The 25,554-nt window shown below is 52.1% G+C and carries 22 protein-coding genes; 18 read left to right on the top strand and 4 right to left on the bottom strand.

Translation table 11 applies throughout. From position 1 onward, the window contains the following. Window positions 1-65: 65 nt before the first annotated feature. On the top strand, window positions 66-656 hold the full coding sequence (locus tag EVJ22_RS15670; protein ID WP_071397831.1) for a 3D domain-containing protein: 591 nt from the start codon (window positions 66-68) through the stop codon (window positions 654-656). A 48-nt stretch (window positions 657-704) separates the two neighbouring features. On the opposite strand, the gene EVJ22_RS02215 is transcribed toward EVJ22_RS15670, so the two are convergent. Beyond that, window positions 705-1,142 (bottom strand): universal stress protein, encoded by a 438-nt coding sequence (locus EVJ22_RS02215; RefSeq protein ID WP_016508455.1) that lies wholly within the window; start codon window positions 1,140-1,142, stop codon window positions 705-707. A 183-nt stretch (window positions 1,143-1,325) separates the two neighbouring features. Here EVJ22_RS02215 and EVJ22_RS02210 point away from each other — a divergent pair, with 183 nt between their 5' ends. After that, the gene (locus EVJ22_RS02210) at window positions 1,326-2,051 is read left to right on the top strand and encodes an SDR family oxidoreductase (protein ID WP_131443035.1); all 726 of its coding nucleotides are present in this window, start codon (window positions 1,326-1,328) and stop codon (window positions 2,049-2,051) included. Between the two features lie 12 nt (window positions 2,052-2,063). Then, a complete protein-coding gene (locus tag EVJ22_RS02205; RefSeq protein ID WP_131443033.1) occupies window positions 2,064-2,786 on the top strand; it encodes a metallophosphoesterase family protein in 723 nt (240 codons plus the stop codon). Between the two features lie 292 nt (window positions 2,787-3,078). Here EVJ22_RS02205 and EVJ22_RS02200 read toward each other — a convergent pair whose 3' ends face one another. Further along, window positions 3,079-4,173: a M24 family metallopeptidase gene (locus tag EVJ22_RS02200; RefSeq protein ID WP_071397827.1), complete on the bottom strand. Its 1,095-nt coding sequence runs from the start codon at window positions 4,171-4,173 to the stop codon at window positions 3,079-3,081. A gap of 161 nt (window positions 4,174-4,334) precedes the next feature. On the opposite strand from EVJ22_RS02200, the gene EVJ22_RS02195 reads away from it, so the two are divergent. Then, complete coding sequence (locus tag EVJ22_RS02195) at window positions 4,335-5,645, top strand: DRTGG domain-containing protein (RefSeq protein ID WP_070329497.1); 1,311 nt, start codon at window positions 4,335-4,337, stop codon at window positions 5,643-5,645. Between the two features lie 40 nt (window positions 5,646-5,685). Here EVJ22_RS02195 and EVJ22_RS02190 read toward each other — a convergent pair whose 3' ends face one another. Next, on the bottom strand, window positions 5,686-6,000 hold the full coding sequence (locus tag EVJ22_RS02190) for a YtpI family protein (RefSeq protein ID WP_233589567.1): 315 nt from the start codon (window positions 5,998-6,000) through the stop codon (window positions 5,686-5,688). Between the two features lie 76 nt (window positions 6,001-6,076). Here EVJ22_RS02190 and EVJ22_RS02185 point away from each other — a divergent pair, with 76 nt between their 5' ends. Then, window positions 6,077-7,042, top strand: coding sequence for a DHH family phosphoesterase (locus tag EVJ22_RS02185; protein WP_131443031.1), 966 nt, complete (start codon window positions 6,077-6,079; stop codon window positions 7,040-7,042). Between the two features lie 16 nt (window positions 7,043-7,058). Here the strand turns inward: EVJ22_RS02185 and EVJ22_RS02180 are convergent, their stop codons facing one another. After that, complete coding sequence (locus tag EVJ22_RS02180; RefSeq protein WP_131440031.1) at window positions 7,059-7,250, bottom strand: YtzJ family protein; 192 nt, start codon at window positions 7,248-7,250, stop codon at window positions 7,059-7,061. Between the two features lie 101 nt (window positions 7,251-7,351). Between EVJ22_RS02180 and dnaE the strand changes: the two genes are divergently transcribed. The 13 genes from dnaE (at window position 7,352) to polA (ending at window position 25,534) form a co-directional block, all read left to right on the top strand. Then, on the top strand, window positions 7,352-10,519 hold the full coding sequence (dnaE, locus tag EVJ22_RS02175; protein WP_233589566.1) for a DNA polymerase III subunit alpha: 3,168 nt from the start codon (window positions 7,352-7,354) through the stop codon (window positions 10,517-10,519). 128 nt (window positions 10,520-10,647) lie between these two features. Next, a complete protein-coding gene (locus EVJ22_RS02170; RefSeq protein WP_233589565.1) occupies window positions 10,648-11,148 on the top strand; it encodes a FadR/GntR family transcriptional regulator in 501 nt (166 codons plus the stop codon). 14 nt (window positions 11,149-11,162) lie between these two features. Further along, window positions 11,163-12,017, top strand: a complete 855-nt coding sequence (gene accD, locus EVJ22_RS02165; RefSeq protein WP_131443290.1) for an acetyl-CoA carboxylase, carboxyltransferase subunit beta — start codon at window positions 11,163-11,165, stop codon at window positions 12,015-12,017. Next, window positions 12,010-12,945 carry an acetyl-CoA carboxylase carboxyl transferase subunit alpha gene (accA, locus tag EVJ22_RS02160; protein ID WP_131443027.1) on the top strand — a complete coding sequence of 312 codons (936 nt, stop codon included), beginning with the start codon at window positions 12,010-12,012 and terminating at the stop codon, window positions 12,943-12,945. The genes accD and accA overlap by 8 nt, the downstream gene beginning before the upstream one ends. A gap of 160 nt (window positions 12,946-13,105) precedes the next feature. After that, window positions 13,106-14,074 (top strand): 6-phosphofructokinase, encoded by a 969-nt coding sequence (gene pfkA, locus EVJ22_RS02155; RefSeq protein WP_083273929.1) that lies wholly within the window; start codon window positions 13,106-13,108, stop codon window positions 14,072-14,074. A gap of 95 nt (window positions 14,075-14,169) precedes the next feature. Beyond that, window positions 14,170-15,912 carry a pyruvate kinase gene (pyk, locus tag EVJ22_RS02150; protein WP_070326936.1) on the top strand — a complete coding sequence of 581 codons (1,743 nt, stop codon included), beginning with the start codon at window positions 14,170-14,172 and terminating at the stop codon, window positions 15,910-15,912. A gap of 67 nt (window positions 15,913-15,979) precedes the next feature. After that, window positions 15,980-16,444, top strand: a complete 465-nt coding sequence (locus EVJ22_RS02145) for a DUF441 domain-containing protein (protein ID WP_071397822.1) — start codon at window positions 15,980-15,982, stop codon at window positions 16,442-16,444. A gap of 184 nt (window positions 16,445-16,628) precedes the next feature. Then, window positions 16,629-17,741: a citrate synthase gene (gene citZ, locus EVJ22_RS02140; RefSeq protein ID WP_071397821.1), complete on the top strand. Its 1,113-nt coding sequence runs from the start codon at window positions 16,629-16,631 to the stop codon at window positions 17,739-17,741. 114 nt (window positions 17,742-17,855) lie between these two features. After that, window positions 17,856-19,127, top strand: coding sequence for an NADP-dependent isocitrate dehydrogenase (icd, locus tag EVJ22_RS02135; protein WP_071397820.1), 1,272 nt, complete (start codon window positions 17,856-17,858; stop codon window positions 19,125-19,127). A gap of 40 nt (window positions 19,128-19,167) precedes the next feature. Then, complete coding sequence (mdh, locus tag EVJ22_RS02130) at window positions 19,168-20,103, top strand: malate dehydrogenase (RefSeq protein WP_071397819.1); 936 nt, start codon at window positions 19,168-19,170, stop codon at window positions 20,101-20,103. A gap of 196 nt (window positions 20,104-20,299) precedes the next feature. Further along, a complete protein-coding gene (locus EVJ22_RS02125) occupies window positions 20,300-21,004 on the top strand; it encodes a response regulator transcription factor (protein WP_131443025.1) in 705 nt (234 codons plus the stop codon). Window positions 21,005-21,024: 20 nt separating this feature from the next. Then, window positions 21,025-22,728, top strand: coding sequence for a two-component system histidine kinase PnpS (gene pnpS / locus EVJ22_RS02120; RefSeq protein ID WP_233589564.1), 1,704 nt, complete (start codon window positions 21,025-21,027; stop codon window positions 22,726-22,728). A 208-nt stretch (window positions 22,729-22,936) separates the two neighbouring features. Continuing rightward, window positions 22,937-25,534 carry a DNA polymerase I gene (gene polA, locus EVJ22_RS02115; RefSeq protein WP_071397816.1) on the top strand — a complete coding sequence of 866 codons (2,598 nt, stop codon included), beginning with the start codon at window positions 22,937-22,939 and terminating at the stop codon, window positions 25,532-25,534. Window positions 25,535-25,554: the final 20 nt, after the last annotated feature.

Raw genomic sequence — 25,554 nt, 5'->3', positions numbered from 1 at the left:
CAATCACCAAGAACTGACAACTATGAAAAACGACAAAACAAACCGACTAGGAAAGGACGAACCTCATGTTAAAAAAAATTGGAACGGTCTTATTACTGACGGTCATGACATTCGCCATGCTTTTACCGCAACAACCAGTAGAGGCGTCTTCTAAAATTTATGTAAAAAGCCAAGTGGACGGATTGAACGTTCGCTCAGCGGCTACGATTAATGGTAAGGTACTTGGAAAAATCAATAAAGGACAACAACTCCAACGCACTGGCACAAAAGGAGCTTGGATTCGCGTCAACTATAAAGGTAAGGCCGGTTGGATCGCAACAAAATACTTACGCACCGTTAAACCGGTTGCGAAAGCGAGCGTGAAATCGTATACGATGAACGCTTCTGCCTACACACCATACTGCAAAGGGTGTTCAGGTAAGACGGCACTCGGATGGAACGTTCGTACACAAAGACATAACGTCGTCGCTGTCGACCCGCGCGTCATCCCGCTCGGTTCTAAAGTACAAGTGTATGTCGGTGGGAAGTTGATGGGCACATACACGGCGGCTGATACAGGCGGCTCTATCAAAGGACATAAGATCGACATTCTCATGTACTCGCAAAGTGCGGCCATCAACTTCGGTCGCAAGACGGTCACGGTTAAAGTCTTATAAGCTAAAAAAAGAGTCATCGCAAACGCGATGACTCTTTTTTTAATGAAATTATTGACGAACGATCAAGACGTCGCACTTCGAGTACCGGACGATGCTCTCGGATACGCTACCGATAAAGAAGCGTTCGACCGCATTCAAGCCGGTCGCTCCACAGATGATAAGGTCAATTTCGTGATTCGGTGCGATTTTTTTCGCAATCGTCACTTTAGGCGAACCGTATTCGATGACCGTTTCGACTTCTTTGACACCACGTTCTTTGGCCCGATTGACATAGTCGTCGAGCAGTTCTTTCGCATAAGTTTCTGCACGTTCGGTAATCGTCCGATCGTATGCTTCGACCGTTGCGAACGTCCGTGTATCGATCACGTGACCGATATACAGTTTTCCGTCGTTTCGAAGTGCGACGTCGATTGCTGTTTCGAATGCACGTTCCGCCTCTTTCGAGCCGTCGACGGCAGAAAGGATATGTTTGTAGACAATTGCCATGTAAATCCCAACCTTTCGCTTGAAATGTACGTGCGGCTTACATATATAGTATACCACTTCACTCGAAATTCACGCCCGCTTCTTTTGAGAATGTGTGAAATTTTCACAACTTTCTTACGGAACAGGTTGAAGTTTGGAAATCAATAGATGGAACGGGTAAGATGATACAGAGGAGGGATGACGATGAAACACGTAGTCATCACGGCTGGTGCGAAAGGGATCGGCCGGGTTGTAACGGAACGACTGTTGGAGGAAGGCTGGTATGTCAGCGTGCTTCAACGAAAACCGATTGATTGGGAGCACGAACGGCTACATATGATCGAGACACCGTTGACGGACCGAGAAGCGGTGACGGCCGGTTATGACGAGGCGGTGAGCAAGTTCGGTAAGCCGGACGCTTTGATTTTGAACGCGGGTCCATATATTTTCGAACGAAAATGTCTCGTTGATTTGACGGACGAGGAGTGGGACGAAGTGATCACCGGGAACTTGTCCGCCTCGTTTTGGCTGATGCGTCGGGCGATTCCAGATATGCGGGCGAAACAGTTCGGTCGTATCATCACGTACGGCTTCCCTGAGAGTGCGACGGCACCGGGCTGGTTGCACCGGTCCGCCTTTGCTGCCGCGAAGACCGGTCTCGTCAGTTTGACGAAGACGGTCGCGCTCGAGGAAGCGGTGCACGGTATCACGGCGAACATGATCAATCCGGGTAACATCGTCGGTGCGCAGAAAGAGATGCGGATCGAATCCGCTGAACCGGATAATCAAACACCGGTCGGTCGGCATGGGACCGGCGAAGACATCGCGCGAATGATCATGTTCTTGCTCGCGCGGGACTCGGACATGGTCACCGGGGCGGTCATCGATGTGACCGGAGGCGTCAACGTCGTCCACCAATATCGAAAGTAAGGAGTGCTTCATATGAAGTTAGCCATTTTGACGGACATTCACGGGAACGTCCAAGCGTTAGACGCGGTATTGAACGAGTTGGACGGTCAAGGGATCGATGACATCTGGAGTCTCGGCGATATGATCGCGATGGGACCAGATTCGAACGAAGTGATGGCGCGACTCCTCGACCGAGGTGTCAAGATGATCACGGGAAACCACGATGAAGCCGTCCTCTCACTGCTCGCGGGAACGGGACATCCCGAAAGTTATGCCCATACGCGGCCTCATCACGAATGGGTCGCGCGAACGTTGCGCCCTGACTACGCCGATGCGCTTATGAAATTGCCTCGTACGATCGAGCAAACGATAGGCAGGGGGCATATATACGGCATTCATTACCACATCCCGGCTGAAAAGCGTGAGGCATCGATCGTCGACGAGCCGTTTCATGACATCGTCGAAGCGACGCTTCCGAACATGCAGCGCTTATTTGGTGATTACGCGGCGGACGTCGTTTGTTTCGGCCACCATCACCCGGTCCACGCGTTTCAAGATGAGCGCAAACGGTATTTCAATCCAGGGGCGCTCGGCGTCGCCAAAGACGATTGGGCCCGCTACGGGGTGCTGCAGTGGGATGAGGCGGGACTGCGTGTCAGTGCTAAGACGATCCCGTACGATAAACCGTCTTTCATGAATAAGATGGCGCGTGACGAAGTGCCACAGCGCGAAGTGATGTGGCGCCTGTTCTATTGAAAAAGAGGTTGAAGACATATGCCTTCAACCTCAGGCTGTTGACGAACCAATTCGCTTTTCGCGAATTGGTTCGTCTTTTTTTATGTTCGATGACCTCGAGGCGCTCCGCCCGGCACAAGATTGAAAAAATGCTATGTCACGGTCGTTCTCATTCGCGGTAGAACGTGAAACGGCCGCCCGAGGGCGACCGTTTGCTTTGCTCGTCCGATGGTACTTGCGGGCTCCGGGATCGCCTGCGGAAAGAGTAGGCATCGGAAGGACGAGCGAATTTGATTGTGTTAGTCAGCCTCTTTTAAATTTCTTGTAACGTCTTCGGGAAGCTCGTCAACAAGATTGGTCCGCTTTCGGTCATGACGATGTCATCCTCGATGCGGACGCCGCCGACACCAGGGAGATAAATGCCTGGCTCGACCGTGAACGTCATGCCGACCTGGGCCGTCATATCGTTGTTGGCTGCCATCGATGGGAACTCGTGGACCTCGATGCCGATACCGTGACCGACGCGATGGGTGAAGTATTCCCCGTATCCGGCCGTCGTGATGACTTGGCGGGCGGCGATATCGATCGAGCCAAGCGTCGTCCCGACGTTCGCCATCTCGATGGCGGCTTCTTCGGCCCGAAGCACGGTCTCGTAGATTTCCCGCTGTTTCGTGCTCGCCTCACCGTAGACGACGGTGCGGGTGATGTCTGAACAGTAGCCTTGCCAGACGACACCGAGATCGAATAAGGCGAAGTCACCTTTTTTGAGTCGGTTGTTGCCAGGAACACCGTGCGGATCGGCGCTATTTTCACCGAACAAGACGAGTGTATCAAATGACATTTCACGGACACCTTGCCGTTTCATGGCGTATTCGATCTCGGCGATGACTTCAAGTTCGGTCACCCCTTCACGCAACGCGCGGATGCCGGCTTCGATTGCCATGTCGGCAAGTTCGGCCGCGCGTTTCATGACCCGGATCTCATCTGTCGACTTGATCATTCGGAGCGCTTGTAATTCTTCCGTCAAGTCAATGATCGACAGTCCGGCAAATCCGGCACGCAGTTGTTCGACGCGGTTATATGGCAAATGCTCGCCTTCGATCCCGATTCGTTCCGGAATGATTTGTTGGTCGAGAAACAGTTTGACGACCTTGTCCCAAGGATTCTCGTGGTCCATGTACGTCACGATCTCACCGTTCCAGTCGCTCGCTTCGACGATTCCTTTTTCAAGGGCCGGACAGACGAGTGCCGTTGTCCCGTTCTTTAGTACTAGGATAGCAATTAAACGTTCATGGGCCTCGGCGTATACTCCTGAAAAATAGAAGACGGACGCTTTTGACGTGACAAACGCGGCGTCTAGCCCTTTCGTGGCCAAAGATTGTGCAATGTGGTTGGTTCGTTGATTCAACTCGATTCCCTTCCTTCTTGTTCAGTGGCTTTCTCGTTCATTATAGCGTTTTCCAAAATGGAAAGGAAATGTTGCATTTTCAGTAGTACAGTTTGAACAAGGTTCACTGATACAGTATACTGAGGATGACAGAAAATGTATTGAGGAAAGGGACTCGTGACATGACAACAAAACATGAACAGATCATAGCACATATCGAGTCGCTCGATGTCGGGTCTAAAATCTCCGTTCGCCAAATCGCCAAAGAACTGGCGGTATCAGAGGGAACGGCTTACCGGGCCATCAAAGAAGCGGAGAACTTGGGGTTCGTGTCAACGATCGAACGGGTCGGCACGATCCGCATCAAGCGCAAACATAAAGAGAACATTGAAAAACTAACATTTGCCGAAGTCGTCAACATCGTTGATGGCCAAGTGCTCGGCGGACGTGACGGCCTGCATAAAACGCTGTCTAAGTTCGTCATCGGGGCGATGAAGCTCGAAGCGATGATGCGATATATCGACGTCGACTCGCTCGTCATCATCGGGAACCGGGAGAAAGCGCATGAACTCGTCTTGCAGTCAGGCGGGGCCGTGCTGATCACCGGTGGATTCGATACGACCGACGAAGTGAAACGGATGGCGGATAAGTACAACATGCCCGTCATCTCGACTTCCTATGACAGTTTTACCGTTGCAACGATGATCAACCGCGCCATCTATGACCGTTTGATCAAAAAGGAAATTTTGCTCGTCTCGGATATCGTCATTCCGTTGCACGATACGTTTTATTTAAAAGTGGACGATACAGTCAAACGGTGGCACGAACTCAATGAACGGACGAAGCACAACCGCTACCCGGTCATCGACGACCAGATGAAAGTCGTCGGCGTCATCACCGCCAAAGATCTCATCGATCGGCCGCACGATACAGAAATCGAAAAAGTGATGACGAAAAGCCCGATCACGGCCGGCGTTCAGACAAGTGTCACGAATGCGGCCCACCAGATGGTATGGGAAGGGATCGAGATGTTGCCGGTCGTCGACAACTACGGTCGCCTGCTCGGCATCATCAGCCGTCAAGACGTCCTAAAGGCGCTTCAGCTCGCGAACCGGCAACCGCAAGTCGGTGAGACGTTTGATAATATGATCACCAATCAGTTGAAAGAGGATCCGACTTCGAACGGGACGGCGTTCACGGTCGAAGTGGCACCTCAAATGACGAGCCACATGGGGACGGCGTCGTCCGGAGTCTTGACGACGCTTCTTGTCGAAGGGGCGACCCGGAGTTTGCGGCATATGAAAAAAGGCGACCTTGTCGTCGAGAATATCACGGTCTACTTCATGAAACCGATTCAAATCGAGAGCCAAATCCGCGTCTCGGCGAACGTGTTCGACCTCGGACGAAAATTCGGGAAAGTCGACGTCGAGATGACACAAGGGACACAACTCGTCGCCAAAGCGCTCGTCACAGCGCAACTGATCGACCGGTAAAGAAAAACGAGCTGATGATGTCATCAGCTCGTTTTACATATTAAGATTGGTTGATCGGTTCTTCAGACGCCTTCGGGAAAATTTTGCGATAGCGAATGATCCCGACGATTGCGTTGCCAAGCCCGAGGACGAGCATGACGATGCTGACGATCCAGCCGATGGTCGAATTGAGGCCGAGGCCGCCGACCATCTGGTTGATGGCGAACAGCGCCAAAAACAAGCTGAGCCAGATGAGCGCTTGCGTGTTGAACAACGCTTTCCGGTACGGCGTCTTCGTCAAGAAGGCCCGACGTTTATAGACGAAATACGCACCGAGTGAGAACAAGATGAGTCCGATCATGATTAATTGACTCAAGTGAGAAACCCCTTTCAAACGTATAATCTGTTATCATCATACCATAGAATGGACATCAAGAAAGCGAGGAACGACCATGGCACATTGGCCTGAAGCAACAACGATATTGAATTTAATCGAGGCGGCGGACACGATTATGATCCATCGACACGTCCGTCCCGACCCGGATGCGCTCGGAAGCCAACTCGGCTTAAAGCGGATCATCGAGCGGGCTTACCCGGATAAACACGTTTATGTCGTCGGCGGGATTGCCCGCGACCTCGAATTTTTAGGGAAGATGCAACATGTGGAGCCAGAGATGTATGACGAAGCGCTCGTCCTCGTGCTTGATACAGCGAACCACGAACGAATCGATGGACCATGCGCCTTGAAAGGGAAGACTGTCGTCAAGATCGACCACCATCCGGACGAAGATGAGTATGCGACACATCAGATCGTCGATACGACGGTCAGTTCGACGTCGGAGATTGTAGCCGAGCTCGCTCGGATATGGGACTTGGCTATCGATGAGCAGTCGGCGTTCTTACTTTTCGCGGGCATCGTCGGTGATACGGGACGCTTCCAATTCCGGAACGCGACGCCGCGCACGTTTGAGATCGCTTCTGACTTGATCGGTTACGGCATCGACACGAACCGCTTGTACCGCCAAATGTATAAGACGAACTTGGCGACACTCCAACTGCAAGGTTACGTCCTGCAAAACGTCCAAGTGACAGAGTCGGGCGTCGGATATGTCAAAATCGACGCCGACGTACTCCGGACGTTTCATGCGACGCCGGAAGCGGCATCGTTGCTCGTCAACAGCTTCTCTGGACTGGAGGGGTTGAAATGTTGGGTCATGTTCGTCGAGAACAAAGATGAGATTCGTGTCCGTATCCGCTCGAAAGGCCCGGTCATCAATGAAATCGCCAAACGTTACCGTGGCGGCGGGCATCCGATGGCAGCCGGTGCGACAATTGACACATGGGAAGAGATGGACGATGTGATTGCCGCGCTAGAAGAAGTGGCCGCACCGTTCGAATTTGAAAATGAAGAGAGCTGACCGCGGTCAGCTCTCTTCATTTTGTATCGTCGTCTTGTGGAATGAACCACGTGCCGCGATCGGTGACGTCTTCGACGACGTCAAGTTGGTACTCGGTAATGTATTTGCGCAGCCGGTCGATAATTTCAGGACTGTCGGCAAATACGGTCTGTCCGTTCTGTAAAAGTTCTAACTTGTCGCGCGCGATTTTACCCCGATTAATAATCATACGCTTTTACCCCCTTTTATCATTCGTTTTGTCTATAATTATTGTATCAGAGAAGCATCGAGATGAGTTTGACAATTAAGAAACAAGAGAGGGGGGCGCTTGTGCTCCATTTAAATGTAAGATCAGCGTTTAGCTTGATGCATAGCACGATTCGCTTAGAGCAATATGTCGCCTCGATGGCGGAGCGGGGGAGTAAGTCGGTCGCGGTCGCAGATGACGCGTTTTATGGCGTTCCTCAATTTGTGAGACTATGCGAACGCTATGCGGTCAAGCCGGTCATCGGTCTACGGACGAGCCTTCATGTCGATGGGCTCGAGTTGGCCGTGCTCGTGTATGCGATGACCGACCTAGATATTCCGAAGTTGTATCGCATCGTCGAGGCAGGCGGATTGACCGAACCGACGGATTTATCGGTCGTCATCTTACCTGAAAATTGGAAAACGAGTGACCCGGTCCACCGACGTCGTTTGTTTAACCGTATACTCGGCTTTGTGGCAGAAGAACGGTTATGGCTCGGGTTGCCTGCTCCGCAGACGACCGAACAGACGCTCATCGTCAAACAGCTTCGGGGGATGCGCGAAGAACTCGGTGTTCGTTTAGTGCCGACGCCAGAGACATGCTATATGCGACCAGAAGATTTTGAAGCGTATCGTGCCATCGTCGCAATCGGTGAAGGCGAGGTCATCTCCCAAGAGGACGTTCATCAAAAAGGCAAGTATGTGCGGCTTCCGAGCGAGATGAACGACTGGTTCGAACCCTTGGAGCTCGAGGAACTCGCGCGATTCGAACAACTTGCGTCGGTAACGCATATTCCGGCCGCGACTGCCGCGATCCCGGAACTTCCTGATGCCGTCGATCGACTCAAACGTCTCGTTGCGGAGCGATTGAAAGCACTCGGTTTGCTCAACGACACGTATATCGATCGGGCCCGGTACGAGCTTGACGTTATTGCCGGTACGGGGTTCGCCTCATACTTTTTGATTGTCGAGGACATCGTTCGCTTCGCCAGGGACAAAGGCATCGAAGTCGGTCCAGGTCGTGGTTCGGCGGCCGGGTCGCTCGTCAGTTTCGCGCTTCATATTACTGAAGTCGATCCTGTTCGCTTTGATTTACTGTTCGAACGTTTCTTGAACCCGGAACGGATCAGTATGCCAGATATTGATTTAGACTTCGAAGACGAACGGAGAGACGAGGTCGTCCAGTACGTGCTTGACAAGTATGGGCTGCATCACGCCGCTCAAATCGGTACGTTAGCGACGTTCGGAGCGAAGGCGGCGCTACGTGATGTGGCACGCGCTCTCGGGATGACGCTTGAAGAAGGCCAGGCTGCCAGTAAACAAGTCAAGGACGACGGGATTGCGGGCATTACGAACAATCCGACTAAAATGAAGTGGTTTGCCGGAAGTCAAAAACGGTCGCACCTGTTGACGATCGCGTCTCAATTGGAAGGGTTGCCGAGACAAGCATCGATCCATGCGGCTGGGATCGTCTTGAGCCGAGATCCGCTTGACACGGTAACGCCGCTACAACCGACAGACGGGGGCCGAGTGACGCAATATAATATGAAGGATCTCGAGGCGCTCGGACTTCTGAAAATCGATTTGCTCGGTCTCCGGAACTTGACACGATTGCGTGAGATGGAGATGTTGATTCGTGACATCGATTCACTTTTCTCGCTGAAATCGATCCCGCTCGATGACAATCGGACGTTACGTGTTCTCGCGCGAGGCGATACAGATGGCGTCTTTCAGTTTGAGTCGGACGGGATGAAGCAAGCGTTGCGGCAAGTGAAGCCGACCGAGTTTGAAGATATCGTCGTCACGATGTCGCTTTATCGCCCTGGACCGATGCAGTTCATCGAGACGTATGCCAAACGCAAGCACGGGATGCCTTACAAACCGGTCCATCCGATTGTTGGCGAAGTGATAGAGACGACTAAAGGCGTGCTCGTCTACCAAGAACAAGTCATGAAGTTATTGCGCGAACTCGCCGGATATTCATACGCCGAGGCCGATTTGATTCGTCGAGCCATCGCTAAAAAGGATATGGCCGCCATCGAGGTCGAGAAAACTCGCTTTTTGGAGAAGACGGCGGAGTACGACATGGATTCGATGCGACAAGTGTTCTCATGGATTGAAAAATTCGCGGGCTACGGGTTCAACCGGTCGCACGCCGTCGCCTATAGTTTGATCAGTTATCGATTGGCGTATGTGAAAGCACACTTTGAACGCATTTTTTATCTCGTGACGTACGATAAGACGAATCAACTCGTGCGTATGCTAAGGAAAGGGAAAATCGCCGTCTATCCTCCTGACGTCTTGCACGGGAAAGCGGGAGCGTTTCTAGAAGGTCCGGGAGTCCGTCTCGGCCTCAAGGCGATTCAAGGATTGACGAAGCGGGACGTGGAACGATTGATTGAGCATCACGATCAGTTCACCGATGTGAAACAACTCGTGAAACTGATGGACTGGGGAACGAAAGATCAGTTGAAATTGCGCCGTCTGCTCGGTTCAGGGGCGTTAGACCGCATGTACCACGGAGAGCGGAGCAGGGCTTTCCGGGCTGTGGAACGCTTGCGGGAAGAGGCGGGGACACATCTGCTCCCGGATGAACTGTCGGCCCTCGGCTTGAAACGGACCGAGGCGCCGGAACCGAATTGGTCGGAAGAAGAACGCGAGGCGCTCGGGACATGGATTGTCCACTCACCTTTGACGACGGTGGCACCCCTTCAAGTGGACACGTCCACAATCGAGGAAGTGTTGCGCGGCGACAGAGGGTTCATCGTCGTCTACGTCGATGCGATCCGGACGTTCAAGACGAAGAAAAACGAGGAGATGGGTGTCGCCATGGTCGATGACGGGGTCTCGCAAGATGAGGTCGTCATCTTCCCGCGCGTGTTCGCAAACTACGCACGCTCGCTCTATGTCGGGAACGTCCTGTTGCTCGAGGTTCATCCAAACGAGCGGGACGGGCGGATTCAACTCGTCGTGGAGCGGGTGCGGCCGTTAAATGGTCAAGCGTTGTTCGTCCGGCTTCGCCGTGAATCGTTCGCCGAGCTCGAAGAACTCCTTCATACAGCAAGTGGGGACGTCCCGGTAATTTGTCGCTTCTCCGACTCAAAAGAGGTGAAGCAATTGGCGTCTGCTTACTCGGTCAATCCAACGGAATCCTTCATGACCGCTTTGAAGAGCCGGTTCGGGGAAGCGGACGTCGTCTTGAAGCGGGTCGATTCAAAAACGTCCGGAGCGGGAACTAGTACCAAGTCATAAAAAGTGGTATAATCTGTTTGATTGGTCTGACCACTTTAAAGAGAATGCCATCCGAAAAGGAGTTGAACGGTCAGATGCATGGAAAATACGCATCCTCATTTCACGAAAACATTTCTAAAATTAGATCGTTGATCGTTCAGGCATCGCTCGCGCCGGGCGACCGTCTTCCATCCGAACGTGAACTGGCCGAGACGCTTTCAATCAGCCGCGCTTCGGTCCGAGAGGCGCTTCGGGCCCTCAGCTTTCTTGGGATCGTGGAGACGCGTCACGGGGGCGGGACGTTTTTGTGCGAGCAAGATCGGCACCGCTACATCGAGATCTTGTCTGAGTTTATCGTCACGAAACAGACGAAAGCGTCCGACATCGTCGACATGTTGCGGTTGCTTGAGCGCCTTGCGTTCTCTGAAGTCGAGCCGACACCGGAGCGGGTCAAGCTGCTCGAAGCGAACTTAGCGAATGATCGCGAGTTCCGTCAACAGCTGATTCTAGGCCTAGACAACGAGCTCTTCATTCGAATTTGGAGTGAAGTGAACCGATTTTATGACGGGACGGACGCAGGTGAACTGTATACGATCGAGGAACGAACACAATTATTGGAGATGTGGCGCAAGGTGAGGATGCCGGAATGAACGAGGGGGAAGCGATGACTGCTTTTTTCAAGAAACCAAAACGATACATGCCGTTGCGTCAACGAGAACCGAAAATTGACGCACCCCAAGGATTGATGACGAAATGTCCATCCTGTAAATATATGCATTACACGAAACAATTGAACGAACACCATAAAGTGTGCGATTGTGGCTACCATTTCCCGCTCAGTGCAGATGAGCGGATTCGATTGCTCACTGATGAGAACTCATTCGTGAAATTTGCTGGACCGCGCGTGAAAGAAAACCCGCTCGGTTTTCCAGATTATGAAGAAAAATTAAAAAAAGACAGGGAAAGAACTGGGATTGAAGAGGCGATTGTCTGCGGCCACGGAATGATCTCTGGCCGTCACGCCGTCATCTGTGTCATGGACGCGCGCTTCCGGATGGGATCAATGGGAGCTTACGTTGGGGAAGCGATCGCTTCAGCCGTTCGGACCGCGACTGCGGAACGATTACCTGTCGTGTTGTTCACCGCTTCAGGCGGTGCGCGCATGCAAGAAGGGATGGTCAGCCTCATGCAGATGGCGAATACGTCCATCGCGCTCAAGCAACATGACGAGGCCGGATTGCTGTATATCGCCTACTTGACCCATCCGACGACAGGTGGCGTCTCGGCTAGTTTTGCCATGCTCGGTGACTTGAACGTCGCCGAACCGGGTGCGTTGATCGGCTTCGCCGGACGGCGGATCATCGAACAGACGATTCGTGAAAAATTACCAGACAACTTCCAAACTGCTGAGTTCTTGCTAGAGGCTGGTCAACTCGATGCCGTCGTTCATCGTGAACAGATGCGTTCGTTCTTAAAGAACATCATCGATTTACATGACGGGGGGGCACATCATGTTTGACTCAACGAAAGAATTGAACGAACAACTCGTGAAGTTGCGCGAGATGGCGGAAACGAAAGGGATCGACCTATCCCGGGAGATCCGCCATCTCGAGACGAAGCTCCACCGATTAGAAAAAGACAATTATGGGAATATGAAACCGTGGGATCGCGTGCAATTGGCACGGAACCCGAAACGGCCGACGACGCTCGACTATATCGATCAGCTGTTCCCAGATTTTATTGAACTGCATGGCGACCGACATGGATATGATGATGCGGCGATCGTCGCGGGGATTGCCACGCTCGACGGTGTCCCGGTGACAATCATCGGCCATCAACGCGGCCGCAATACGAAAGAGAACATGTTGCGAAACTTTGGCATGCCTCATCCGGAAGGGTATCGCAAAGCGTTACGGTTCATGAAGCAGGCCGAGAAGTTCAACCGGCCGGTCATCACGTTCATTGACACGAAAGGTGCTTACCCGGGTAAGGCGGCCGAAGAACGCGGACAAAGCGAGGCAATCGCACGCAACTTGTTTGAGATGGCGACGTTGAAAGTCCCGATCGTTTCTGTCGTCATCGGCGAGGGCGGTTCTGGAGGAGCGCTCGGCATCGGTGTCTGCGACCGGCTGCTCATGCTCGAGAACAGCACGTACTCGGTCATCTCGCCAGAAGGTGCTGCGGCACTGCTTTGGAAAGACGCTAAGCTGGCGGAACGGGCCGCTGAAACGATGAAGATTACAGCACAAGATTTGCTCGATTTAGGGATTGTCGATGAGATTGTGACGGAAGTGTTTGGCGGAGCCCACATCGATGTGTCACTACAGTCTTCGCTCTTGAAGCCTGTATTAACACAGCATGTCAGTGAGTTGGTGAAACGCTCGCGCGATGAGTTGCTGCAAGGGCGCGCTGCCAAATATCATCAAATTGGCACATTTGGCTCGTGAAAACGGTAACAACCGCTTGAGGTTCACGTTAAACCACTCACGAAATGACTGCTTCCGACGGTACCCCATGCATTTTTTTCACATACTTGTGTTGTAAAACAAAGGTCAGACATGGTATTTTTATTTCAGATTTCGTTAAAACACATAAGAGGTGAGTGACGTGAATTTAAGACGAATTGCGGTATTGACAAGTGGGGGAGACGCCCCTGGAATGAACGCTGCAGTCCGTGCAGTGACCCGAAAAGCAATTTTTGAAGGTCTAGAAGTGTACGGTGTGTATAACGGCTATCAAGGTTTGATTGAAGGCGATCTCGTTGAATTGAACCTAGGTTCAGTCGGCGATATCATTCAACGCGGAGGAACGTTCTTACGTTCTGCCCGTTGCCCAGAGTTTAGAACTGAAGAAGGCCGGGCGAAAGCGGTCAAACAGTTGAAGAAATTCAACATCGATGCGCTCGTCGTCGTAGGCGGAGACGGTTCTTACCGTGGAGCTCAGAAGTTGACGGAGCTAGGTTTCCCGACAATCGGGCTGCCTGGCACGATCGACAATGATATTCCGGGAACGGACGCGACGATCGGATTTGACACAGCGCTCAACACAGCGCTCGATGCGATCGACAAGATTCGTGACACGGCTTCTTCACATGAACGTACGTATGTCATTGAAGTGATGGGTCGCGACGCGGGTGACATCGCTCTTTACGCCGGTCTTGCCGGTGGAGCGGAGTCGATCCTCGTCCCAGAACGTCCTGAAGACTTGAGTGCGATTGTGGAGCGGATCAACCATGGTGTTGCCCGCGGCAAGAAACATTCGATTGTCGTCGTTGCTGAAGGAGCTGGCAGTGCCGAAGAGATTGGTAAACTCATTGCTGAGCAGACAAACTCGGAAACACGTGTCACGATCCTTGGACATATCCAACGTGGTGGTTCACCAACTGCCGCCGACCGCGTGCTTGCTAGCCGGATGGGCGCTTACGCCGTTGAAATCCTGTTAGAAGGCAAAGCTGGACGGGTCGTTGGAATCCGTGGCGGTAAAATGATGGACCTCGATATCGACGAGGCGCTCGACCATAACAAGCATACGCTTGACATGAAGTTGATCGACCTGTCGAACCAACTTTCGATTTAACGAGTGACAGTGAACTCCACAGAGACGGGATCAGGTCAATCGACCCCCCGTTTTCTGTGTGTAAATGTAATACATCCCCTAGGAGGTTTTTATTTATGCGTAGAACGAAAATTGTATGTACGATCGGACCAGCTTCAGAGAAGCTTCTCCCAGAAATGATTGAAGCTGGAATGAACGTGGCTCGTCTTAACTTCTCACACGGTGACTACGAAGAGCACGGAGCACGTATCCGCGACATCCGTGAAGCATCACGCGTCGCAGGCAAAATCGTGACTGTCCTTCTCGATACGAAAGGTCCTGAAATTCGGACGCATACGTTCGCAGACGGAAAGGCACTCCTTGAAAAAGGGAAAGAAGTGACAATCGTCTCAACAGAAGAAATCGTCGGAACGAAAGACCGTTTCTCGGTCACGTACGAAGGATTGTTCGATGACGTCGAAGTCGGTTCTAGCATCATGCTCGATGACGGACTCATCGGTCTCCGTGTCGTCGAAAAACTTCCGAACCGCGATCTTCGTTGCATCATCGAAAACGAAGGCGTCATCAAGACGAAGAAAGGTGTAAACTTGCCGAACGTCAAGGTTAACCTTCCTGCCTTAACAGACAAAGATATCGCGGACATCGAGTTCGGTATCTCGCAAGATATCGACGTGATCGCGGCTTCATTCGTACGTCGTGCGTCTGACGTCGTCGCCATTCGTCAACTTCTCGAGAAGCACGATGCGTCGCACATCAAGATTTACCCGAAAATTGAAAACCAAGAAGGTGTCGATAACATCGACGAAATCTTGTCTATCTCTGACGGTTTGATGGTTGCGCGTGGTGACCTCGGTATCGAGATCCCGACTGAAGAAGTCACACCAGTACAAAAAGAATTGATCAAGAAGTGTAACGACCTCGGTAAGCCGGTCATCACAGCGACACAAATGCTTGACTCGATGCAACGCAACCCGCGCCCGACACGTGCGGAAGCGTCTGACGTTGCCAACGCCATCCTCGATGGTACGGATGCGGTCATGCTCTCAGGTGAGACGGCTGCAGGGGACTACCCAATCGAGTCAGTTCAAATGCAAGCAGCGATCGCTGTTCGTACAGAGCGTATGCTTGACTACAAAAACTTGCTCAAAGATCGTCAAAAACGCAGTGAGCATACGGTAACGGATGCGATCTCACAAGCGGTTGCCCATACGGCAATCAACTTGAACGCGAAAGCGATCTTGACACCAACACAATCAGGTTACACGGCTGCCCGTACAGCGAAATATCGTCCGGAAGCAAACATTATCGCGGTGACTGAATCAGAGCGCGTCGCTCGTCAGTTGAACCTCGTTTGGGGCGTATACCCGATCGTTGCTGACACGATGCCGAACAACACGGATGAGATGTTGGTTCAAGCATCTGAAGCAGCTCGTCACGCTGGACTCGTCACAGACGGCGACCTCGTCGTCATCTCAGCAGGTATTCCGGCAGCGACTTCTGGTACGACGAACATGATGAAAATTCACATCGTCGGACACGCTCTTGCAAACGGACGCGGCATCGGTGAGCGCGGCCTCGTCGGAGAAGTCGTCGTTGCGAACAACGCGGACGAAGCGAACGCTAAAGCAAAAGACGGCATGATCCTCGTGGCACCGTTCACTGATAAAGAAATGATGCCAGCGATCGAAAAAGCAGCCGGCATCATCACAGAAGACGGTGGATTGACGAGCCATGCCGGCATCGTTGGACCATCGCTCCGTAAACCGGTCATCGTCGGTGTTGAGTCTGCAACGTCTACGTTCCGTGACGGACAGATGATCTCGATCGACCCGCTTACTGGAAAAATTTATAACGCGTAATCGAATACAATCGAACCGACCTTCTCATGAGGTCGGTTCTTTTTCCATTCAGAAAGAGGGATGAATCATGGGTGCTTATTTATTTCTGCTATTACTCGTCTTGATCGGCGTGATTTCCCATAATCAATCGGTCATAATCGCGAGCAGTGTACTCTTAATCATTAAAGCAATCGGCTTCGGTGACCAGCTGTTCCCGACGCTCGCCGCAAAAGGGATCCATTGGGGTGTGACGATCATCACGATCGCCGTCCTCGTCCCGATCGCGACCGGAGACATAGGTTTTAGAGAATTGTGGAATAGTATTAAAGGACCGGTCGGCATCGTTGCCTTTTCGTCCGGTATCTTCGTCGCCCTCGCCGCCGCCCAGGGCGTGCAACTGATGCGTGTCGATCCGGTCGTGACGACGGCATTGCTCGCAGGCACCATTCTCGCGGTCGGATTCATGAAAGGCGTTCCGGTCGGTCCACTCGTTGGTGCCGGGATTGCCGCACTCATTTTAGGGGGATATAACCTTATCGAGAAGTGGGTTTGACATTTTTTTACGCCTGGATACGCTTACATTTCTTTTTTTCAGTAAATTGTTTATACTAGACGAAGGACAGGGTGGCGCGAACTCGATACGTGCTGGGGAGATTTATCGAACCCCCACCCTTATTCCCTACAAACAGACTGTATGATGCGGTCGACTACTTTTAAAGACTGAGGGGGAGTTATTAATGTCAACAACTAAAGGGTTAGAAGGAATTGTGGCAGCGGCCTCAAAAGTCAGTTCGATCATTGACGGACAATTGACTTATGGAGGATACACAATCGATGATTTGGCAGACCATGCCACGTTTGAAGAAGTCGTCTTTCTATTATGGAACGACCGCCTTCCGAAGGCAGATGAATTAACGAAACTCTCAGCAGCGCTCGTTCAAGAAGCGAAGTTGCCAGAAGACGTCATCGCGACACTCGAGCGGGCACCAAAGTCTGCGAACGCGATGGCCACGATTCGCACGGCACTTTCTCAACTCGCGTTGTACGATGAAGAGGCTGAAGACATGAGCGAAGAGGCAAACATGCGTAAAGCGATTCGTCTTCAAGCACAAATCGCGACGATCGTGACTGCTTTCGCGCGGTTACGAAAAGGTAAGCAACCGATTGCGCCGAAGCAAGGCTTGTCGTATGCAGCCAATTTCTTATATATGTTGAACGGGGAAGAGCCGAATGAAGTCGCCGAGACGACGATCGACAAGGCGCTCATTCTTCACGCCGACCATGAGCTGAACGCTTCGACGTTCACAGCCCGTGTCTGCGTAGCGACTCTCTCAGATATGTATTCTGGTGTGACAGCAGCGATGGGCGCACTCAAAGGTCCACTTCACGGTGGCGCCAACGAGGCGGTCATGAAGATGCTTCACGAAATCGGTTCGGTCGACAAAGTCGAAGACTACGTACGCGGCAAGTTCGAACGCCGTGAGAAGATCATGGGCTTCGGTCACCGTGTTTATAAGGACGGTGATCCGCGTGCGAAACACTTGAAAGAGATGAGTCGCCAACTGACGGCTCAAATCAATGAGCCACACTGGTACGAGATGTCTGAGAAGATCGACCACCTCGTCGAGACTGAAAAAGGGCTAAAACCGAACGTCGACTTCTACTCGGCTTCGACGTACTATGCGCTCGGTCTTGACGAAGAGCTGTTCACGCCGATCTTCGCGGTCTCGCGGATGTCAGGCTGGATCGCACACATCCTCGAGCAATACGCCGACAACCGTCTCATTCGTCCGCGTGCCGAGTACGTAGGCGAAACGAATCGTTCATACGTACCGGTAAACGAGCGTTAATTGACGCATCATTCGAAGATTGCGTCACAATTTAGACATAAACTTTGGTAAACTAACAGATGACGTAGGTCGGCGCTCGCGTCGGCCTACATAAATGTACTTAGGGGGATTCATATGTCAACACAAGGTCAAAAGATTACAGTAGAAAACGGTGCACTCAACGTACCAAACGTACCAACGATTCCATTCATCATCGGAGATGGAACAGGCCCAGACATCTGGAACGCTGCAGTCCGCGTCTTTGATGCAGCTGTCGAGAAAGCATACGGCGGCGAGAAGAAGATCGAATGGAAAGAAGTGTTCGCTGGCGAGAAGGCGTTCAACAAAACGGGTGAGTGGCTCCCTAACGAGACGCTCGACGAGATCCGTGAATATTTGATTGCCATCAAAGGACCGCTCACGACACCGGTCGGCGGCGGAATCCGTTCACTCAACGTTGCGCTCCGTCAAGAACTCGACTTGTACACGTGCTTGCGTCCTGTCCGTTACTTCACTGGCGTCCCGTCACCGGTCAAGCGTCCTGAAGACACAGACATGGTCATCTTCCGTGAGAACACAGAAGATATTTATGCAGGGATCGAATACGCTTCAGGCAGCGACGAAGTGAAGAAGTTGATCACGTTCTTGAAAGAAGAGATGAACGTCAACAAGATCCGTTTCCCAGAAACATCGGGCATCGGCATCAAGCCGATCTCGTCAGAAGGAACGAAACGTCTCGTTCGGGCATCGCTCGAATATGCGATCGCGAACAACCGTAAATCGCTCACGCTCGTCCATAAAGGAAACATCATGAAGTTCACAGAAGGCGCCTTCAAAAACTGGGGATATGAACTCGCAGAAGAAGAGTACGGCGACAAAGTGTTCACATGGGCCCAGTACGACCGCATCAAAGAAGAGTCAGGCGAAGCTGCTGCGAACGAAGCGCAATCGAAAGCGGAAGCGGAAGGCAAGATCATCGTGAAAGATTCAATCGCTGATATCTTCCTCCAACAAATCTTGACTCGTCCGCGTGAGTTCGACGTCGTCGCGACGATGAACTTGAACGGTGACTACATCTCGGACGCTCTCGCTGCTCAAGTCGGTGGAATCGGGATCGCACCAGGTGCGAACATCAACTACGTGACAGGACATGCCATCTTCGAAGCGACACACGGTACGGCACCGAAGTATGCCGGTCTTGACAAAGTCAACCCGTCATCTGTCATCTTGTCAGGTGAGATGATGCTCCGTCACATGAACTGGAACGAAGCGGCTGACCTCATCGTTCGTTCGATGGAGAATACAATCGCATCGAAAGTCGTCACATACGACTTTGCCCGTCTCATGGACGGCGCGACAGAAGTGAAATGTTCAGAGTTTGCGGATGAACTGATCAAAAACATGTAAGTAGCACTCAAGTTTGGACTAAACCAAGGGGGAGAGCACAATGATTCGTCGCAACAAGATTTCTGTTATCGGTAGCGGATTCACGGGGGCCACGACGGCACTATACTTGGCTCAAAAAGAGTTAGGAGACGTCGTCCTTCTCGACATGCCAGAGTCTGAGAACCCGACGAAAGGAAAAGCGCTCGATATGCAAGAAACGGCGCCGATTCAAGGATTTGATTCGTTGATCACCGGGACGGCGGATTACGCCGACACGGCTAATTCGGACATCGTCGTCATCACGGCTGGTATCGCCCGCAAGCCGGGCATGAGTCGGGACGACCTCGTCACGACGAACGCTAGCGTCATGCGGTCGGTCACGAAAGAGATTGTCAAGTATTCGCCTGATGCGATCTTGATCGTCTTGACGAACCCGGTCGATGCGATGACGTATACGGTGTTCAAAGAGTCGGGCTTCCCGAAAGAGCGCGTCATCGGCCAGTCCGGTGTGCTCGACACGGCTCGGTTCCGGACGTTCGTCGCATCGGAGTTGAACGTCTCTGTGAAAGACGTGTCCGGGTTCGTCCTCGGCGGTCACGGCGACGACATGGTGCCGCTCATCCGCTATTCGTACGCAGGAGGCATCCCGCTCGAGAAGTTGTTGCCGAGTGAACGCATCGACGCGATCGTCGCGAGAACGCGTAAAGGCGGCGGTGAGATCGTCCAACTCCTTGGCAACGGTTCGGCATACTACGCGCCGGCCGCGGCCATCGTCGAGATGGTGGAAGCGATTTTAAAAGATCAACGCCGCATTTTACCGGCCATCACGTATCTTGATGGAGAGTATGGCTTCCGTGATCTCTATCTTGGTGTGCCGACGGTTCTCGGTGCGAACGGGATCGAGCGTGTGCTCGAACTTGACCTGACGGACGAAGAAAAAGCCGCGCTCAAGCGCTCGGCTGACTCGGTCCGTTCCGTCTTGAACGTCCTAACTTGAAAGAAAGTCTAGTCTGCGTCGCAGGCTAGACTTTTTTTGTTGGATTCGTTTTTCTTTCAAGCGTGCTAAACTGGAGATAGACAGTGGATTTGTTTTGTTTTTGTAAAGAATTGCTTTGAAGTTGGTCGCGAGTGGGATTGATTTGTAAAATAGGTAGTGTAAACGACTGAACAGATAGATTCGAGGAGGAACTAGTGTGGCCGATAAAGTAATTGTTGTTGATGACGAAGTATCGATTGCGACGTTATTAAAATTTAATTTAGAACAAGCCGGATTTGAGGTCGAGACGGCCCATGATGGAAAAGCGGGGCTTGAATTAGCGGAGAAACAAGACGCGGTGTTGATCATCCTCGACTTGATGTTGCCGGAGATGGACGGGCTTGAAGTATGTAAACGGCTACGCCAACAAAAAGTGAATACGCCGATTTTAATGTTGACGGCGAAAGACGACGAGTTCGATAAAGTGCTCGGTCTCGAACTTGGTGCTGACGACTATTTGACGAAACCGTTCAGCCCGCGCGAAGTAGTGGCCCGGGTCAAAGCAATTTTGCGCCGGTCAGGCCCACAGGAAACGCCGACAGTCGACGCCGATGTCATCGAAATCGGGGACGTCAAAATCATCGCTTCGAACTATGAGGTCTTCAAAAAAGACGAACGTCTCGAATTGACGCCGAAAGAGTTTGAGCTGCTGGCTTATCTAGCCAAAAACAAAGGCCGTGTGTTGACGCGTGATCAACTGCTGTCAGCCATTTGGAACTATGATTTTGTCGGTGATACGCGCATCGTCGACGTCCATATTAGTCATTTGCGTGAAAAAATTGAGCCGGTGACGAAGAAGCCGACGTACATCAAGACGATCCGAGGCCTCGGCTATAAGATGGAAGAACCGATGCCCGAATGAAGACGTATCGCTCGCGTTTTTTGACGACACTCATCCTGCTCGTGACGGGCGTGCTGCTGACACTCGGGATCGTGCTCGGTCAACTGTTCAAAGATTTCTATTTGGACTCGGAGCGCGACCGGTTGAAAGAAGATGCCCAACTCGCCGCCTTGTATTTGGACGGGGGTGAGCTTGAGGAGATTCGTGACTACGTTCGACAAATCGATGATGAGAGCAGTTTCGACATCTTGCTGTTGAACCGCCGGATGGAAGTGATTGCGGGCACACCGTTCCGCGTCGGAGCGTTCGAATACCGGATTGACGCTGACACGATTCCGGCTAACGGTGCGTTCGGCAACGCGACACGCGACGATTTGATCCAGTTCACGAAACCGATTGAACTGTCGACCGGTGAAACGGTCTACCTTAGCTTCATCCGCTATATTTCTGACTTAGAGGGTGTCTACAACCGGATTTGGCTGACGGTCGCGCTCGCATTGTTCTTCTCATTCTTCCTCATTCTATTCGTCCTCCACAATCTGACGAACCAGTTCATCCGGCCAATCGATGAGGCGACGATCGTGTTACGCGAACTCGCAGACGGGAATTACCGGGCCCGTGTGTATGAACTGCGCAACGATGAAGAGACGGGAAGCCTGGCCGGGTCGATCAACGTCCTCGCCCGTAACTTAGAGACGATCTCGCTCGGGGAGTCGGTGCAGCGGGCAAGGCTCGAGTCACTGATCGAGTATATGGGAGCCGGTCTGTTGCTCGTCGATGAACGCGGGATCGTCACGCTCGTCAACCGGTCGTACCGGGATATGTTCCAATACGACGATTTAATGATCGGCCAGTTTTACCATGGCATTTTACCGAGTCCGGACGTCGAGACGTTGATCGAGGACGTCTATTTGACAGAAGAGCCGCACCGTCGCCAGCTATCGATTCGAATCGGGTTCAATCAGAGAACGTATATGGTGTCAGCTGCCCCGATCTTTAGCGATACCGGCATGCTGCGCGGGACGACTCTATTGTTTAACGACATCTCCGAACTGAAACGGCTTGAGAAAATGCGGAAAGATTTCGTTGCGAACGTGAGCCATGAATTGAAGACGCCGCTCACTTCGATCAGAGGCTTCAGTGAGACGTTACTCGACGGGGCGAAAGAAGTGCCCGAGTTGCGCGATCAATTTTTGGATATCATCCAAAAAGAAGCGACACGCATGCAAATGCTCGTCGAGGACTTGCTCGAACTGTCGCGGCTCGAGCAGGAAAATTTCCACTTGGAGTTCACGCCTGTCCAACTCAATCAGCTCGTCGAAGAGGTGTGTCTCGTCTTAAGCCAGAAGGCGGAGCAAAAATCAATCCATCTTGAAGCACATCACGAAGGCGACGTCGTCTTGCAAGCGGACTTGAATCGGATCAAGCAAGTCATCTTGAACCTCGTCGCGAACGCGATCAACTATTCGCCAGAAGGCAGCCAGGTCGAGATTACGGTCGAGAAGCGGGAGACGACGGCACGCTTGATCGTCAAAGACGACGGGATCGGCATCGCTCCAAAAGAAGTGAGCCGTATATTCGAACGGTTTTACCGGGTCGACAAGGCCCGGAGCCGGAATTCTGGAGGGACCGGCCTTGGCCTCGCCATCGTCAAGCACATCGTCGATCTTCATCATGCGACGATCCATGTCGACAGCGACGAAGGCGTTGGGACGACGTTCACAATCGAATTCCCGCTCAATTAACAAGGAATTTATGTCGAGTTCACACGACCTTTACAAACAGATGCTACTCTATTGATGAGACCTCTTCATCATCTCGTATCCCGGCCGGTGCTCATCTCCACTCGGTCGAGAAGATTGACCCTTTTCTAGTACTTAGAAAAGGGTCTTTTTTTTCGAACGCATGTGCCCGTATGATATGATGGATACAGAAGAGAATGGAGGTTGGACGATGAATAAATTACTGCTTCTCGATGGAAACTCACTGACGTATCGTGCGTTTTTCGCGTTGCCTCCGATGACGGATGCATCGGGACGAAACACGAACGCGGTATATGGGTTCACGATGATGCTTTTAAAATTGATGGAAGACGAGCAACCGACGCATTTCGCGGTCGCATTCGATGCGTCGAAGAAGACGTTCCGCCACGATACATATGCGGACTATAAAGGTGGGCGACAGAAAACACCAGGTGAGCTCCGCGAACAGTTCCCAATCGTTCGTGAACTGTGTGAGGCGTTCGGGATCAAAGTGCTCGAGCTCGATCAATATGAGGCTGATGACATAATCGGGACACTTTCGAAAAACGAGGCGTTCGAACAAGTCACGGTCGTCACGGGTGATAAAGATTTACTTCAACTGATCGATCAGCGAGTCACCGTCTACTTAACGAAACGTGGCATCACTGACGTCGAGACGATGGACGAGGCGGCGTTCCACGAACGTTACGAGGGCTTGGCACCTCGCCAAATGATCGATCTCAAAGGGCTGATGGGCGATAAATCCGATAACATCCCGGGAATTCCGGGTGTCGGCGAGAAGACGGCACTCAAGTTGCTGTCAAATTATGGATCGGTCGAAGGGCTGTATGAACATACACATGAATTAAAAGGGAAGCAAAAAGAAAAAGTCGAGGCGAACGAGCAAGAAGCTCGAATGTCAAAACAACTCGCGACGATCCATATGGACGTCCCGATTGACGTCAGTGTGGATGACTTACAGTTCCATCCGTATGACGCGGCGAAAGTCAAACCGTTGTTCATGAGCCTTCAGTTCAAATCACTGGTCAGTAAGCTGAACACTGATGCGACGACGGAAGAGGCGGCAGAAGCGCGAGACGTGACGCACGTCGGCATCGAACAGCAAGATTTGACGGAAGCCTCCCTGTTTATCGAACAGTTGCGGGACGACTATTTCGAAGACGACATCATCGGTGTGGCGATCGCATCGAAAGTCGGTGTGACCGTCGGTGATATGTCGTTGTTAGACGTACCGGACGTGAAGGCTTGGCTAGCGGACGAGACCCGGAAAACGATCTGTTTGGACGCCAAACAGACGATCATTCAATTGAAACGGAACGAATTGATACTTCGCGGCTACGAAGACTTGCTCGTCGCCGGTTATTTGCTCAACTTGTCTGGAGGAACGACGCTCGATTCAATCGCCGCGCACTTCGATTACGCGTTGCCTGAAGACGAGGCCGTCTACGGGAAAGGAGCGAAACTCCACGTGCCGGAACAAGCGGTGCTCGACCAACATCTCGGCGAGAAGGCGATGGCTATCTTCACGTTGTTCGCGAAAGTCATTCCGGAAATCGACGAAAACGAGCAGACGTCACTTTATCAAGATTTAGAACGTCCGCTCGCCTCGGTGCTCGCGGAAATGGAATGGGCCGGGATTCACGTCGACGTGGCGACGCTTCAAGCGATGGAAACCGATCTCAGGGACCGCCTCAATCAGCTCGAGACAGAAATTCACGCGTTGGCCGGCGAGTCGTTCAATATCAATTCGCCGAAACAGCTTGGCGTCATCTTGTTTGAGAAGTTGGCACTCCCACCCGTGAAGAAGACGAAAACTGGATACTCGACGGCGGCCGACGTGTTAGAGAAGCTAGCGCCGCTCCATCCGATCGTCGAACATATCATGCATTACCGTGAGCTCGGAAAACTGCAGTCGACGTACGTCGAAGGGTTGCAAAAAGTCATCAAAGCGGACGGTAAGATTCATACACGCTACACGCAGACGCTCACACAGACAGGGCGACTGTCATCGGTCAATCCGAACTTGCAAAACATCCCGATTCGGCTCGAGGAAGGACGCCGGATCCGTAAGGCGTTTACGGCAAGTGAGCCGGGCTGGGTGCTGTATGCGGTCGACTACTCGCAGATCGAGCTCCGGATCATGGCGCATATGTCGCAAGACGCGAAGATGCTCGAGGCGTTTTTAAATGACGAAGATATTCATACGTCGACGGCGGCGAACGTGTTCCGCGTCGCCAAAGAAGAAGTGACGTCGCTCATGCGGCGTCAAGCGAAGGCGGTCAACTTCGGGATCATCTATGGCATCAGTGATTATGGATTGTCGCAAAACCTCGGCATCAGCCGGAAAGAAGCGCAGACGTTCATCGACACGTACTTTGAGCAGTTCCCTGGTGTGAAGCGCTTCATGGATGCCGCCATCGAGCGGGCGCGGGAACACGGATATGTCGAGACGATGCTCAAACGACGTCGTAACATCCCGGACATCCATTCACGCAACTTCAACTTGCGCGGCTTTGCCGAGCGGACGGCTATTAATACGCCGATTCAAGGGACAGCGGCGGATATTATTAAAAAAGCGATGATCGACGTCGATACGGCGCTTCAGGCATCGGGTCTGCAATCAAAACTATTGCTTCAAGTTCACGATGAACTCATCTTTGAAGGACCGCTTGCTGAGACGTCCGCGCTTGAAAAACTTGTGAAACAAGCGATGGAACATACGATCACACTCGATGTCCCGCTTCGGGCGGACGGCTCGTTCGGTGAGACGTGGTTCGACACGAAATAAAGTAAAGGAAGGAAATCGAT

The organism is Exiguobacterium sp. SH0S7, from assembly GCF_004337195.1.
Classification (GTDB): Bacteria; Bacillota; Bacilli; order Exiguobacteriales; family Exiguobacteriaceae; genus Exiguobacterium; species Exiguobacterium aurantiacum_A.
Note: the sequence above shows the minus strand (reverse complement) of the source record. Positions and strands in the feature narration are given on the sequence as shown.